Annotated in this window: 11 protein-coding genes; 6 read left to right on the top strand and 5 right to left on the bottom strand. The window is 72.6% G+C overall.

The window, feature by feature from the left end; all coding sequences use genetic code 11:
• Window positions 1-37: 37 nt before the first annotated feature.
• On the bottom strand, window positions 38-868 hold the full coding sequence (locus tag WMF26_RS18280; RefSeq protein ID WP_438001355.1) for an NADPH-dependent oxidoreductase: 831 nt from the start codon (window positions 866-868) through the stop codon (window positions 38-40).
• Between the two features lie 352 nt (window positions 869-1,220).
• Here WMF26_RS18280 and WMF26_RS18275 point away from each other — a divergent pair, with 352 nt between their 5' ends.
• From WMF26_RS18275 to WMF26_RS18260, 4 genes are all read left to right on the top strand, one after another.
• Window positions 1,221-1,880, top strand: coding sequence for an alpha/beta hydrolase (locus tag WMF26_RS18275; protein WP_438001354.1), 660 nt, complete (start codon window positions 1,221-1,223; stop codon window positions 1,878-1,880).
• Window positions 1,881-1,917: 37 nt separating this feature from the next.
• Window positions 1,918-2,862, top strand: coding sequence for a hypothetical protein (locus WMF26_RS18270; RefSeq protein WP_438001353.1), 945 nt, complete (start codon window positions 1,918-1,920; stop codon window positions 2,860-2,862).
• Between the two features lie 521 nt (window positions 2,863-3,383).
• Window positions 3,384-4,121 (top strand): hypothetical protein, encoded by a 738-nt coding sequence (locus WMF26_RS18265; RefSeq protein ID WP_438001352.1) that lies wholly within the window; start codon window positions 3,384-3,386, stop codon window positions 4,119-4,121.
• Window positions 4,115-5,527 carry a hypothetical protein gene (locus tag WMF26_RS18260; RefSeq protein ID WP_438001351.1) on the top strand — a complete coding sequence of 471 codons (1,413 nt, stop codon included), beginning with the start codon at window positions 4,115-4,117 and terminating at the stop codon, window positions 5,525-5,527. Before WMF26_RS18265 ends, WMF26_RS18260 begins: the two co-directional genes overlap by 7 nt.
• A gap of 59 nt (window positions 5,528-5,586) precedes the next feature.
• Here WMF26_RS18260 and aroA read toward each other — a convergent pair whose 3' ends face one another.
• From aroA to WMF26_RS18240, 4 genes are all read right to left on the bottom strand, one after another.
• The gene (gene aroA / locus WMF26_RS18255; RefSeq protein ID WP_438001350.1) at window positions 5,587-6,870 is read right to left on the bottom strand and encodes a 3-phosphoshikimate 1-carboxyvinyltransferase; all 1,284 of its coding nucleotides are present in this window, start codon (window positions 6,868-6,870) and stop codon (window positions 5,587-5,589) included.
• Window positions 6,871-7,035: 165 nt separating this feature from the next.
• Window positions 7,036-7,950 (bottom strand): isoaspartyl peptidase/L-asparaginase, encoded by a 915-nt coding sequence (locus WMF26_RS18250; RefSeq protein ID WP_061626732.1) that lies wholly within the window; start codon window positions 7,948-7,950, stop codon window positions 7,036-7,038.
• Window positions 7,951-8,005: 55 nt separating this feature from the next.
• Window positions 8,006-8,569 (bottom strand): hypothetical protein, encoded by a 564-nt coding sequence (locus tag WMF26_RS18245; protein WP_437338275.1) that lies wholly within the window; start codon window positions 8,567-8,569, stop codon window positions 8,006-8,008.
• A gap of 991 nt (window positions 8,570-9,560) precedes the next feature.
• Window positions 9,561-10,061 carry a hypothetical protein gene (locus WMF26_RS18240; RefSeq protein WP_061626733.1) on the bottom strand — a complete coding sequence of 167 codons (501 nt, stop codon included), beginning with the start codon at window positions 10,059-10,061 and terminating at the stop codon, window positions 9,561-9,563.
• Window positions 10,062-10,631: 570 nt separating this feature from the next.
• Here WMF26_RS18240 and WMF26_RS18235 point away from each other — a divergent pair.
• Together WMF26_RS18235 and WMF26_RS18230 are read left to right on the top strand one after the other, a co-directional pair.
• A complete protein-coding gene (locus WMF26_RS18235; RefSeq protein WP_437947402.1) occupies window positions 10,632-12,452 on the top strand; it encodes a hypothetical protein in 1,821 nt (606 codons plus the stop codon).
• 80 nt (window positions 12,453-12,532) lie between these two features.
• The gene (locus WMF26_RS18230; protein ID WP_437338273.1) at window positions 12,533-13,948 is read left to right on the top strand and encodes a pyridoxal phosphate-dependent aminotransferase; all 1,416 of its coding nucleotides are present in this window, start codon (window positions 12,533-12,535) and stop codon (window positions 13,946-13,948) included.
• Window positions 13,949-14,003 lie beyond the last annotated feature (55 nt).

Raw genomic sequence — 14,003 nt, 5'->3', positions numbered from 1 at the left:
GTGGCCGCGTGCGAGCGCGCGATGGCCGACGCCCGGGCTACTGCAGCCGGAACCCCATCGCGGAGAGGGCCGCGCGCAGCCGGTCGCGCCCGCGCAGCGCCTGGGCCGACGCGACGCGCGCGGCCGAGTGGCGGCTCCAGCTGCCCTGCACGCCCATGCGCTCCCTGGCGTAGAAGCGCTCCATGAGCTTGTCGTAGCCGTCGATGGCGCCGACCTTTCGCTCGAACGCGCCGTACTGCTCGTGGTGCAGGACGACCTCCTGCGGGAGCCGCGGCTTGATGCTCGCCGGGGCCGCCGGGTCGGGCCAGCCGACGCACAGGCCGAAGGTCGCGAACACCTGGTCGGGCAGCCCGAGCTCGGCCGCGACCGCCTCCGGCTGGTTCCGCAGCGCGCCGATGTAGACCGTTCCGAGGCCGATCGACTCGGCCGCGACGAGCGCGTTCTGGGCGGCGAGCGCCGCGTCGACCACGGCCATCACGAACATCTCGAGGTAGTCGAGCCCTTCGTGGCCCACGCCGCGGTGCTCGGCGAGATCGCCGAGCCGCCGCAGATCGGCGAGCCAGACCAGGAACAGCCCGCAGTCGCGCACGTGCGCCTGGCCGCCGGCGAGCTCCGCGAGGCGCCGCCGCCGCTCGGCGTCCTGCACCGAGAGCACGCTCCAGAGCTGGAGGTTCGAGGAGCTCGGCGCCGACTGCGCGGCCGCCACGAGGAGCTCGAGCGTGCCCTCCGGGAGCGGCTTCGGAAGATAACGGCGCACCGAGCGGTGCCCGAGCAGGCTCTCGATCACCTCGTTCCACAGCGCGAAGCGGGGCGCCGCCCCCTCGCCGCCGTATCGCTCGCCAAAATGCTCCAGGGCGCGGTTGCTCATCGGTCGTGCTCCTTCCTGTCCCGTCGGTCGCTGAAGTCGCGCTCGCGGCCCGCGAGGAGAATCCCAGCCTCGACGCGGCGGCGCTCCGGGGGCTGCCGGCGAGCCCGGCGGCGCCGCCGCGAGGCGCCACGCTCGTGGCCTCCGGGCCAGCCAGACTCATCCATTAAAACGGATGATTATTCCGTTTCAACAGACACGTCAACGGCTCCGCGGTGGACCGCTTGCGGTCGGCCGGCCCTGGCACCACGCCAGATTTATGAAAATTTCCGCTGTAGCTCTAGCAGGGTTGAGCCTCGCCGTGCTTGCGGCGGGGTGTGGCAAGGAGGAACGTGCGCTCGCGGAGGAGCGCCCGGTGGAGCCGGCGGTGGTGGCCGCGCCGGAGGTGGCGGATCCGCCGCTCGTGGCGACCGAGATGGCCGTGCCCGGCGATCTGCCGGCGTTCGTGGTCACCGGGCGCGGCGGCGCGTGCCCGCGGATGGTGTTCCTCCACGGCATGTGCGGGCACGGGCTCGGCTATGTGCAGGCCATGCAGGGGGCGGCGCGCGAGCACGGCGGGGTGCTCGGGCTCCAGGGCGACGTGCCCTGCGGCGGCGGGCCGTTCAGCAAGTACTCGCCCAACCCCGAGGAGCAGGACCGGCGCATCCGGAGCGCGCTGGCGGCGTGCGGCGGCGAGGCCGAGGATCTCGTGGTCATCGGTTACTCGCAGGGGGCGTACATCGCGGAGCGGCTCGCGGAGCGCTGGCCGGAGCGGTACTCGCGGCTCGTGCTGATCGGCGCGCCCACGACGCCCGCCGCGGCGCGCCTCCGGGACCTCCGGGGGGCGGTGATGATCAGCGGCGAGCACGACGCGAAGTACCGCATGAAGGAGGGCGCGGGCGGCCTCATGGCGGCGAAGATCCCGGCGGTCTATCGGGAGATGCCCGGCGCGCGCCACGGGGAGATGCCGGAGGCCGAGCGGGTGATGGATGAGGCGCTCGACTGGCTCGACGCGAACGCGCGGCCGCGCCCCTGACGCGGGCCCGGGCGCGCGTGCTATGGAGCTCGCGCCCATGGTCGAGCGCGCGTCCTCCGCCGGGGCGCCGCGGGAGGCGAGCGCCGCGCTGGCGCCCGCCGATCCGCTCGGCGCCCTCAACCAGGCCTTCCTCGACGCGTACGCCGCGCGCCGGGAGGCGGTCCTCGCCAGCATCGAGCCGATCATCGCCCAGATCGACGACAGCCTCATCCTGCGGCGCGGCGGCCGGCGGTTCGAGGGCCCCGCGCGCACCCGGCGTTACCACGAGCTCAAGGTCGTCGCGCACGCTCCGCTCGCCGTCCACGCGCTGCTCTCGGGCCGGCGCGGCGCGCTCGACGGCGAGGCGCGCGGCCGGCTGGCCGAGCTCCGGCAGCGCATCGCCGCGGCCGCGGCCGACCTCGACGGTCGCGGCTTCACCCCGGAGCAGCTCGCCCGCCAGCGCCGGATCCTGGGCGCGTCGCTCGCGCTCCTCGACGAGGCGAGCGCGGCGGGCGGCGTCGCGCCCGAGGCGCTGTCCGCCTTCACCCGCGCGCAGACGCAGGACGTCCTGCTCAACGCCGAGGACGCGGCGCGCGACCAGATCGAGACGATGCACGCCACGGTCGAGGCCTGGAAGCGGGACATGACCGCCGACGAGCGCGATCGGCTCCGGGCGGTCGTCGCGGTCTCGCACATGGCGCGCCCGGGGAACGTGGCCGCGCAGTACTTCTCGATCACGCTGGGCGAGACCTGGCAGGGCCGCTTCGACCAGGAGGATCTCCGGCCGGGCAAGCGCGTGCTGACCGCCGAGGCGACGTTCGACGAGGCGGAGGCATTCGCGCTCCTCGCGACGCACGCGCTCGACGCCGGGGTGGCCACGCGGTTCTTCGGCGAGGAGACCCGGCTCTCGCGGGACATCCTGGCCGACGCGGCGGAGCGGATCCTCGCGGGGATGTTTCAGAAGGAGCCGGCGCCGCCGGGGCAGGCTGGCGCGGGAGGGTGAGGGTCGAGCACGGGGGTGAGGAGAGCTGCTGGCGTCCGCCTCCCGTCTCCCCTCTCCCGTCTGCCGTCTCGCGTCTCCCGTCTGCCGTCTCCCCTCTCCCGTCTGCCGTCTGCCGTCTGCGTCTGGCCTCTGCGTGCGCGTGCGCGTGCGCGCTGACGCCGTGGAATCGCGCACGCGCACGAAGGACGAGCACGGAAGACGGAAGACGGAATGATCCGTATCCATCCGTCAACCATCCGCCATCCATTCGTCGATCGTCCTCCCACACTCCGGTCATTCCGCGGCCGGGCTCGGGTAGTGGCCAAATTTGAACATGAAGGCGGGAAGGCGGGAAGAAAACATTAATGATCTTCCCGCCTTCCCGCCTTCATGTGGACTCTCCCGGGGCAAAGTTGACCACTACCCGGCCTCAAGCCGCTCCTCGAAAGCTCCGCTCGGCTCGATCCATTGCGAGGCCCGCCGGAATCCTGCGCATCGCTCCATTCGATTCCTCTTTCGACTAGGGTGCCGCGCCGCTCGGGATGACCTTCACGACGCCTCTGTCCTCCGCACGTTTCTCCGCTCCGCTGGGCGCGCTCGCGCTCGCGGCGCTGTCGCTATGGCCGGCGGCGGCCCGCGCGCAGCCCGTGGCGCCCATGCACGGCGCGCACTCCGTCCCCGCCCCCGGCGGCACGAACGGCCCGCCGCCGGCAGAGGTGGCGCCGGCCATCCTGTCCGCGCCGAAGCTCCCCGCCACGAGCGGGCCGCGCGCGCTCGCAGGCTTGGCCTGGATCCGCGCCGCGGTGCTCGGGGTCCGCCTCGACGTCGGCTGGCAGCTGCCGTTGACGAACGTCATCGCGCTGCGCGGCTACCTCGCGTCGATGTACTCCTACGACTCGGTATCCATGGCGGACCTCGGCGGGCTGGCGCCAGCCGGCGGGCTGTTGCCAGAAGGAGATCTGGAGATCCACGAGCTCGCGCTCCTCGCGACCGCCGAGATCGACGCCGCGATCTTCTCCACCGATCAGGGCCGCCTCGCGGCCGGCGGCGGGCTCGGGATGGGGCCCTCGTTCGCATGGGTGAAGATGCCCGATATGCCGTTCCGGCCCGGCGAATGGACGCACGCGAGCGCGGTGATCGGGCGGCTGTCAGGGCACCTCGAGTACCGCTTCGCCTCGGGCTGGGTGCTCCGCGGTCAGCCGTTCGGGGTCCTCTTCTCCGGACAGGAAAACTCGGATACGGCCTACGAGATGGCCATCATGGGAGGGTACCAATGGTGAGGCGAGGCGCGGATGGCTTCGCGCTCGGGTGGGTCGGCGCGCTGCTCTGCGCGGGCCTCGCGGCGGTGGCGTGGGGGCCCCTCGGGTGCAGCGCGGGGTGGGAGCCGGCCCCGGACTGCGGGCTCCAGGGAGACACCTGCAGCGAGCACGGCGACTGCTGCTCGTTCGGTTGCATCGCGGGCAGCTGCGCGTGCGCGCCCGTCGGCATGGCCTGCCACACGGACGCCGCCTGCTGCTCGGGTGCGCGCTGCGAGTCCGGCTCTTGCCGGCCGGGGTGTCGCGCGGCGGGCGCCGCGTGCGCCCGCGACGGCGACTGCTGCGACGGGCTCGCGTGCGAGGGGGGCCGCTGCGGCGAGCCGCGCTGCAACCGCGCCGACGAGGCGTGCAGCGACGACGGCGCCTGCTGCGAGGGCCTGACCTGCTTGCCGTCGAGCGACGGGAGCTCGTCGTTCGGCACCTGCAGCTCGAGCTGCGCGGCCCGGGGAGAGAGCTGCGGCGACGGGACGGCCTGCTGCAACGGCCTCGTCTGCAACTCCGCCACGTGCGTCCAGGCCTGCCGCGAGCGGGAGCAAGGGTGCTCCGACGAGGCGCCCTGCTGCGCCGGGCTCGAGTGCGCGGAGGGCAGCTGCCGCGCCTGCGCCGACGTCGGCTTTGCCTGCAGCGCGGCCGGCGACTGCTGCGGCGCGCTCGACTGCGTCGACGAGCGCTGCGCCTGCAAGGCCCCCGGGGAGAGCTGCGCGCGCCCCGACGACTGCTGCACCGGCGGCTGCTTCGACGGCACCTGCGGCTGCCGCCAGACGGGCGGCGCCTGCCAGCGCGCCGAGGACTGCTGCGACGGCTGGGCCTGCCGGAACGGGACGTGCGAGCCGGACGCGTGCTTCCGCTCGGGGCACGTCTGCGCGGTGGCCAGCGATTGCTGCGGCGGCGTCTGCGCGGACGAGGCGTGCTGCGCCGCCGAGGGCAAGGACTGCTCTGACAAGGACGACTGCTGCTCGGGGCTCGTGTGCCACCGGGAGACCGGCTGCGGCGCTTGCGGGGCCATCGGGACGAGCTGCGTGTTCGGCGACGAGTGCTGCGACGGGGCCTGTTACCTCGGCCAGTGCTGCGGCGGCGCGCAGACGGCCTGCGATGCCGCGCGCCCGTGCTGCTACGGCCTCGAGTGCGGGGCCAGCGGGCGCTGCTGCTCGCGCAGCGGCGCGTGCGACGAGGGGGCGGACTGCTGCGACGGCTTCGAGTGCAAGGGCGGCTCCTGCGTGGTCGCGCCGGGCGGGCCCTGCGACGGCGGCTTCGACTGCCCCGCCCCGATGAGCTGCATCTCCGGACGCTGCTGCCAGGACCGCCTGACGGCGTGCACGCTCGACACCCAGTGCTGCAGCGGCCGGTGCCACCTGAACGAGTGCCAGTAGGACGAGGAGGTCGAAGACCGCGGCGGCAGGACGAGCCGCCAGATCGCCGCCGCCCGCGGTCACCCCCGCGGCGCAGCGCCGCCGATCGCGGCGCGGCACCGCTCGACGTCCTCCCAGAACGTCGGGTACGTCTTCGCGACGCAGGCCGGGTTCTCGATCGTGATCCCGGGCCGGCACAGCCCCAGGATCGCGAAGCTCATCGCCATGCGGTGGTCGCTGTAGCTGTGCACCAGGGCGGGGATCAGCGGGCGCGGCTCGATGCGGAGCCAGTCGTCGCCGTGGCTCACCTCCTGCCCCAGGCGGCGGAGCTCCGCGACCGTCGCGGCGAGGCGGTCCGTCTCCTTGATCCGGATGTTCGCCACGTTCCGGATCGTCGTCGGCCCTTCGAAGAGCGGCGCGATCGCCGCCAGGGTCATCACGGTGTCCGAGATGTGGTGCATGTCGACTTCGATGCCGCGCAGGCGCCCGTCGCTGCGCACCGTGGTGGCGTCCGCCTGCTTGCTCACGCGCGCGCCGGCCTGCTCCAGGAGCTCGATGAACCGGTAATCCCCTTGCAGCGCCCCCTCGCCCAGGCTGGGCACGGTGATGGCGCCGCCCGCGGCCGCGGCGAGCGCGAACGGGTAGCTCGCGGACGACGCGTCGGGCTCGATCGGGTACCTCCGCGGGCGGTATCCGCTCGCGGGATGGATGGTGAAAGCGCCCGCGGCCTCGTCGATGAGGCCGCCGAAATCCGCGACCATGCGGCGCGTGATCTCGACGTAGGGGCGGCTCACCAGCTCGCCGGCGATGCGCAGATCGATGGCGGACTCGGCGAAGGGCCCGGCCATCATCACCGCCGAGAAGTACTGGCTGGAGCGGTCCCCGCGCATCGTCAGGGTGCCGCCCTTCAGCCGGCCGCCCCGGATCCGGAGCGGCGGGCACCCGGTCGCGCACTCCACGTCCGCGCCGAGCTGCCTCAGGCCGTCGACCAGATCGGCGATCGGCCGCTTGGCCATGTGCTCGTCGCCGACCAGCACCACCTCGCCGGGCACGAGGCACGCGAGCGCCGCCAGGAAGCGCACCGTGGTCCCGCTGTTCCCGACGAACAGCTCGCGCTCCGGCGCGCGCAGCCGGTGCCGCCCCCCCTGCACGACCAGCGTCTGCGGCCCGGCGTCCTGGATCCCGATCCCCATCGCTTCCAGGGCGGACCGCATGTGGCGCGTGTCGTCGCTGTGGAGCACCCCTTCGAGCGTGCTCTCGCCGTCGGCCAGCGCCGCCAGCACGAGCGCGCGGTTCGTGATGCTCTTCGAGCCGGGGACGCGCCAGATCAGCTCCGGCGGCGAGGAGAGCGGTAGGATGGGCAAGGGACCGGCAGGGATCATGGGGCCGGCAGACTAGATCTTCGCGGCAGCGCTGGCTACGTGCGGGAGCACGGCCGTCGCGTTCCCCGCCGCGCAGATGGCCGACGCTCCGCTGCCCTGAACGCGCTTGCTCGGGCGCGCATCGCAGCAGGCCTTCATCGAGCCACCTCACACACCGCTCTCCTCCCCCCAGTCCCCAGCCGCCGCCCACGACATCGTCGCCGTCGAGCGCGCCAGCCCGAACCGCCCGTTCCGGTCGACGGCGATGACGCCCCCGGTCACGTCGAGCCGCGCTGCCAGGTGCGCGATGATCTCCCTCGCCGCGTCGGCGGCGCCGCTGCCAGCGCGCATCCGCTCCACGGCGGAGTGCGCGGTCGCCAGCCGGATCATCCCCTCGCCGTAGCCGGTCGTCGACACGGCGCCGGCCTCGTCGTCGGCGTACGTCCCGGCCCCGATGAGCGGCGAGTCTCCGACCCGCCCGACCCGCTTGTTCGCCGTGCCGCCGGTGCTCGTCGCCGCGGCGGTGAGCCCGCTCGCGTCCCGCGCGACCGCGCCGACCGTGCTCCCCGCCCAGGAGGTCGCGCGGCCCGCGCCCTGCCGGGCCGCGGCGAGCGCCTCCCGCGCGGCCTCGGTGATGAGCGCCGCCTCGCCCACGGGCGTGAACCCCTTCATCCGCGCGAACTTCGCGGCGCCGTGCGCGGCGTAGAGCACGTGCCGGCCGTCCTCCAGCGCCGCGCGCGCGATCGCGATCGGCTCGGCGAAATCCGACAGCGCGCAGACCGCGCCGGCGCGCAGACCGCGGCCCTCCATGATCGACGCGTCGAGCTCGACATGGCCCTCCTCGTTGAGGACCGCCCCCGTGCCCGCGTTGAAGAGCGGATCGTCCTCGAGGACGCGCACCGCGCGCTCGACCGCGTCGAGCGCGCTCCCGCCCTCGGCCAGCGCGCGCGCCCCCTCGCGCGCGGCGCGCAGACACCCCGCCGCGTGCAGCGGCCGCCGCTCGGGGGCGACGTTGCCCGCGCCGCCGTGGACCACGATGCAGCGCTGCCCCCCGCGCCCGCCCAGATGATGAATGACGTGCATCACGCTCGCGGCACCCTACCGCGGCGCGCGCCCCGAGGTCCACGCCCACCCCCGCTCACTCGAGCGGGGGCCCGCTCCTCTTTGCGGAGAGCTCGTAGTCCATCCCGCACGGCAGCGCCGCGAACGCCGGCGCGACGCTGAGCTCGCCGGCCACGAGATCCTCGCAGCGCGATCCCGCCGTGGGCGCGAACGTATAGGACAGCCTCGCCTTGAACCGCGCGACATCGTCGCCCGCGTCGCCGAGCTCCCCGTGCGCCCGGTCGCGCCGCTCGACGGAGCACGGCGGCCCTGGCGGCCCGTCGCCGGCGCGCATGTCCACGACCACGCGCCCCTCGATCGAGAAGCTCACCTGGTCCTCGCCGAGGACGCCCTCGATGACGCTGGCGCCGTTGTCCCAGAACAGCGCGCCGTCGCCGCGCGCGAGCTCGACATCGAACTCCCACAGGCGCGTCGCCCCGAGCGCCCCTTCCCCGCACGTGTTCCCCGTCTGCGTCCCGACCACGTGGAACGTGCCGAGCGCGGTCCCCGGACCAGACGCGGCCTGGTCCCCGAAGGCCTCGACGCACGCCGGGAGCCCAGGCATCACCGACAAGAGCGACGCGAGCAGCAGCATCCGCATCGCCGCCGCGTACCAGACGGGCGCGGCGCAGGCAAAAAAGGCGCTCGCGGGCGAATTCGCGGGCAATGGAAAGAAAAAACGGGTCGGGTGCTTCGCTTGCACCCGACCCGTCCCGTGGGCCTCTACCGGAGGCCATCTGGACCCCGCTTGATCCCGCCTGTGCGGCGCCTCCCCTGCCCCATCGCGACGAGCGATCGACCCCGGAGCACCGGTGAGAATCGTTCCCGGAAGACCTGAGTCTTCCTCGATTCCCTCTCTGCCGGCCTCGCGGAGGTCGCGATGGCAGTCAACAGGTTGTTAGGCGCCGGACCTGGCCGAGCGCGGAGGCGTCTCGCAAGGCCCCGATGACCCTGCGTCACGCTCCACGAGGGTCAGCTGTTCCCAGCCTCCGGTATAGAAGAGCCACTGGTACTGTGCATGGTGTCCATCCCTCCTCCGGCGTGCCGGCACCCCGCGCCGGATCGAAGGAGATCGTCCGGCATGGCAAGGGTGTTCGATTGCGGATCAGCGGAGAGCCCGCCGATCTGGTGTCGACCTCGGCACCGTGGTGCTCCACGGCAGGACCATCCTGGAGCTGATGCTCCGTCCGAGACCGAGGACCAGCCTATCACCGCTGTTCAGGCGAGCAAGGGCCTCACGCACCGAAACATCGAAAGCAACTCGCTTCCATGCATTCCCGCGCATTCCCGCCTTCCCTCCCGCACGCGCGCAGCCGTCCCGCGAGCGCAGCCCTCGCGCGAGCGCAGCCCAGCCCTCCCGCGCGCGCACGCAGCCCAGCCCTCCCGCGCGCACGCAGGGCCGCGCTCGAAGCGGCCCGACGGCACGAGGCGCGCTCGGCGGCATGCGCGGCGCGCCCGAGCCCGAGGACGCGAGCACCTCCGACGGAGCGTGTCCGCGGAGCGGAACAGCGGCGAGCACGGCCGCGGCGGAACCGGGCGCGGCGAGCTCCGCCGGAGCCGCGCCGGCGCTCGTCGGCCCTTGCGCGCGCCGGCTACACGTGCACGAACCAGCTCGGCTCCTCGGCCTCGGGCAGCGCCGTGGCGAGGACCGCGAGCATCGCGTCGATCTCTTCCTTCGTGTGCACGCCGCTGCGCAGGATGGCCGCCGGCCCCTCGCCCGCCGGCACCACGACCGACTCGACGGCGAGCGCCGTCTCGACGCCGTAGCCGTAGGACGCCAGCGTGACGACCGCGGTGGCTTCCCGGTCGTCGAGCAGCCTGCGGATCGTCATCGTGCGCCGCACGCGCTCGCTGTCCTCGGCCCACGCCGCGAGCCACGCGCGCGTCGCGTCGTCGAGGCCGACGAGCACGAGCTGCGCGGGGGGCATCGCCTCGGGATCGGCCGCGGCCACGGCGGCGCGGTGGAAGCCCCGCACCTCCCGGCACCAGAGCGGCGGCGCGCCGTCGACCCGGACGAGGAAGCCGTACGGGCCACGAGCCCCCTCGCGCTCGGAGCCCCCCGAAGAAGCGGAAGAGAAACTGTCGTTCGACACGAAGGGAGACGATACACGAGCTCCGCTCGGCGGAGGAAGCCCGCTCAATTGCGCAGCATGTCGAACCGACAAGGCTCCGCCCAGGTCACACGCGGCCCGTGGGTGTGCTCGGCACTTCCGTTCTCTCCCGTTGCCTTCCGTCGTCTTCCGCAGCCTTCCGTCGCCTTCCGTCGCTTCCGATCTCTTCCGCCGTCTTCCGTTCGCTTCCGTTCGCTTCCGTTCGCTTCCGTTCGCTTCCGTTCGCTTCCGTTCGCCTCCCAAGCTTCTCGCGCTTCCCATGCTTCCCGTCGGTTTCCTGCGCTTTCCGCCGCGTCCACGGTCCCCACAACGAGAACGCCACACTCCTTGGATTTCGGCTAAGGTGGCGCCCGCCTCCCCCGTGGAGCCCGTCCGGGACGGGGTGCGTTCCGCACCTACGGCATCGCCCCGGCCGACGGGCTCCGGCCCGCTGCGGCGGGTCGGGGCGGCGGCAGCAGCGCTCGCCGCCGGGCGCGCTGCCGCGGCAGGCCGGCGCAGAGGCCCGCCGGCGCGCCCCCACGTCACCTCGATCCCGATCCCGAACCGCAGGCCATGAAGCTCACGTCCCAAGAAATCATCGAGATCGTCGCCGCGTTCTGCGCCTACTTCGGCGCCGCGTACGCGCTCAACTCCTTCGCCCCGCCGCGCCTTCGCTTGCTCGCGCGGTACGGCACGGTCGCCGCCGGCGTCGCGCTGTTCTTCTATGGCCTGCAGCGGTACGTCGACGAGCACGCCCGCGCGGTGGACCTCGCGAAGGTGCTCATCGCGATGGGCGCCGCGTTCTGCGTCTTCTACGAGACGCAGCGCGAGGGGATGCGCCGGCCGGTCGCGGAGCGCTGGAAGCGGTTCGTCGGCGTGGCGCTGGGGGTCGCCGCCATCGTCGCCTACTTCAACGGCTTCCGCTTCGGCTATCCCAAGTACTACCACCGCTGGGATCAGTTCCATTACTACATGGGGGCCAAGTACTTCCCCGAGATGGGGTACGACGGCCTCTACAAGTGCGCGCTGATCGCGCAGGACGAGCTCGGGCTCGTCACGTACACGAACGAGGACACCGGGCGGAGCGTCAAGCTCGACATGTCCAAGGAGGTCCGCCACCCGGACAAGAAGATCCGGAACCTCGGCGGCGACAACCTCCTCATGCCGGCGAGCGAGGTGCTCGAAAAACCCGAGATCTGCAAGGCGCACTTCTCGCCGGAGCGCTGGGAGGCGTTCAAGGCCGACGTGCAGTTCTTCCGGACGGCGTCCGACAAGGGCTACTGGGAGGACATGCAGAAGGACCACGGCTACAACCCGCCGCCGGTCTGGACGATCATGGGCAAATTCTGGGCGGACCTGCAGCCGGCCAGCACCCGCTACCTCCAGTTCCTCGCCAGCTTCGATATTTTCTACCTGCTCGGCATGTTCGCCGCCCTCTACTGGGCCTTCGGGTGGCGGGTCTTCGCCGTCGCGGCGATCTTCTGGGGCTGCCAGTCGTCGGCGCCGTTCTACTGGACCGGCGGCGCGTTCCTCCGGCAGGACTGGCTCTTCTACCTCGTCCTCTCGGCCTGCCTCATCCGCAAGCGCTACTACAAGCTCGCGGGCGCGAGCATGGTCTACGCCGGCCTCCTGCGCATCTTCCCGGGCCTGCCCGTGATCGGCTGGCTGACCGTCGCCGGGATTTACCTCGTCCGCCACAAACGGATGGCCCGGTCGCACGTGCAGGTCCTGATCGGCGGCGTCCTCGCCGCGGCCGTGCTCATCCCGGTGAGCATGAAGGTCTCCGGCAAGGACTCGTACAAGCAGTTCTACGAGCACACCCTCAAGGTGCACGACCAGACGCCGCTGACGAACCACATGGGCCTCCGCGTGCTCGTCGGCCACAAGCCCGGGACCGGCGTCGAGTCCGGTCGGATGAAGTACACGAAGGACACGAAGCTCGTCGATCCGTTCGAGGTCTGGAAGCGGATGCGCAACGAGCGCTACGCGAGATACCGGTGGGTCGCCTACGGGATCATCGCCGCCAGCTTCGCGGGCTTCGTCTACGTGTGCCGGCGGATCCGCTCGCTGTGGGTCGCCCAGTGCCTGGCGCAGATCTTCGTCATTCTGCTCTCGCAGCTCACCTGTTATTACTATTCGTTCATGATCCTGAGCGCGCCGCTCACCCGGCTGAAACGGCAGATCGAGGTGCCCCTGTTCGGCCTGGCCGCCCTCAGCCAGTTCATCTGGATCACGTTCTACTATAACGACGACAAGTACACGGCGCTCACCGCGGTCTCACTCGCGTTCTGCTATTACCTGCTCTGCCTCTTCTCGGGTAAGCCGGCGCCGTGGGCGCGGCGCCACGAGCCGGCGATCGCCGACGACGCGAAGCCGGCGGGCCAGCAGGCCTGAGGCGCCGCCCGCCGCGCTTTCCCCTCGACATCGCCCTCAACCACGCCCGGAGACGCCGGGAATCGAGCGACAATCGAACGATGACGGACGTAGAGCGAGAGCATCCTGAAGAGCCTGGCGACCTCCACGGAGACGAGGGCCGTCCGAGCGACCCCGGGGCGCCGGTCCCCGCGCCGCCCCGGCGCGTCGAGGAGCGGGCGGTCCACGCCTTCCGGAAGGTCCCGCGGACCGGCGTCATCTACGTGACGACCGAGGCGGCGCGCCTCGGCTTTAACCCGGGTCGGGACTCCGCGTTCGCGGGTCCCTCCAAGCCCGGCGCCGACGAGGGGGCCGACGGCTGGTGCAACCTCGGGCAAGGCCAGCCGGAGACCGGCCCGCTCCCGGGCGCGCCCGAGCGCTGCGCGGCGGTGCCGATCGCCGGCGACGACCAGGAGTACGCGCCGGTGGCGGGCCTGTGGGAGCTGCGCGAGGCGATCGCGTCGCTGTACAACCGCGCGTACCGGCGGGGCATGCCGTCGCGCTACACGGCCGAGAACGTCGCCGTGTCGGGCGGCGGCCGCATCGCCCTCACCCGCGCCGCGGCGGCGCTCGGGCAGATCAACCTCGGCCACTTCCTGCCCGACTACACCGCGTACGAGGAGCTGCTCGACGTCTTCCGGCTGTTCTCGCCGATCCCGATCCTGCTCGAGGGCGAGCGGGGCTACTCGTTCTCGGTCGGCGACCTCCGCCGCGAGATCCTCGGCCGCGGCCTGAGCGCCATCCTCGCGTCGAACCCCTGCAACCCGACCGGGAAGCACGTGCGCGGCGAGGAGCTCGCCGCGTGGGTGCGCACCGCGAAGGAGCTCGATTGCGCGCTCCTGCTCGACGAGTTCTACTCGCACTACGTCTACGGCATGGGCGACGTCGCCCCGATGGAGAGCGCCGCGCGGTACGTCGAGGAGGTCGACCGCGATCCGGTGGTGCTCTTCGACGGCCTGACGAAGAACTGGCGCTACCCCGGCTGGCGCGTCACCTGGACCCTGGGGCCGCGCGAGGTCATCGAGGCGGTGGCGAGCGCCGGCAGCTTCCTCGACGGCGGCGGCTCGAAGCCGATGCAGCGCGCCGCGGCAGAGCTGCTCACCATCGAGCACACCCGCGCCGAGACGACGGCCATCCACCGCGCGTTCTCGCGGAAGCGCGAGCTCATGCTGGCGGGGCTGCGCAAGATCGGCGTCACCGTCGACGCGGCGCCCGAGGGCACGTTCTACGTCTGGGGCTCGGTCGCCGACCTTCCGCCGGGACTGTCGGACGGCCACGGCTTTTTCCGGGCGGCGCTCGGGGAGCGGGTCATCGTCGTGCCGGGCGAGTTCTTCGACGTCAACCCGGGCAAGCGCCGGGCGGGGCGGCCGTCACGGTTCCGTCACCACGTCCGCTTTTCGTTCGGCCCGAGCGAGGACGTCCTCGTCCGGGCGCTCGGGCGGCTCGAGCGCATGGTAGGCGAGCGTCGCCGGGCCTGACACCGGCGGCGCAGCGGAGCGGTGAGGCGGGGCCGAGCGCCAGGTCTTGTCGCGC

It is taken from the genome of Sorangium sp. So ce185, from assembly GCF_051526825.1.
Classification (GTDB): domain Bacteria; phylum Myxococcota_A; class Polyangia; order Polyangiales; family Polyangiaceae; genus Sorangium; species Sorangium cellulosum_D.
Note: the sequence above shows the minus strand (reverse complement) of the source record. Positions and strands in the feature narration are given on the sequence as shown.

Bases quoted from the DNA above. Each gene is read 5' to 3' on its own strand.
- WMF26_RS18260 (WP_438001351.1), top strand. From the start codon at position 4,115: ATGGTGAGGCGAGGCGCGGATGGCTTCGCGCTCGGGTGGGTCGGCGCG.
- WMF26_RS18230 (WP_437338273.1), top strand. From the start codon at position 12,533: ATGACGGACGTAGAGCGAGAGCATCCTGAAGAGCCTGGCGACCTCCAC.
- WMF26_RS18245 (WP_437338275.1), bottom strand. From the start codon at position 8,569: ATGCGGATGCTGCTGCTCGCGTCGCTCTTGTCGGTGATGCCTGGGCTC.
- WMF26_RS18270 (WP_438001353.1), top strand. From the start codon at position 1,918: ATGGTCGAGCGCGCGTCCTCCGCCGGGGCGCCGCGGGAGGCGAGCGCC.
- WMF26_RS18235 (WP_437947402.1), top strand. From the start codon at position 10,632: ATGAAGCTCACGTCCCAAGAAATCATCGAGATCGTCGCCGCGTTCTGC.
- WMF26_RS18250 (WP_061626732.1), bottom strand. From the start codon at position 7,950: ATGCACGTCATTCATCATCTGGGCGGGCGCGGGGGGCAGCGCTGCATC.
- WMF26_RS18280 (WP_438001355.1), bottom strand. From the start codon at position 868: ATGAGCAACCGCGCCCTGGAGCATTTTGGCGAGCGATACGGCGGCGAG.
- WMF26_RS18265 (WP_438001352.1), top strand. From the start codon at position 3,384: ATGACCTTCACGACGCCTCTGTCCTCCGCACGTTTCTCCGCTCCGCTG.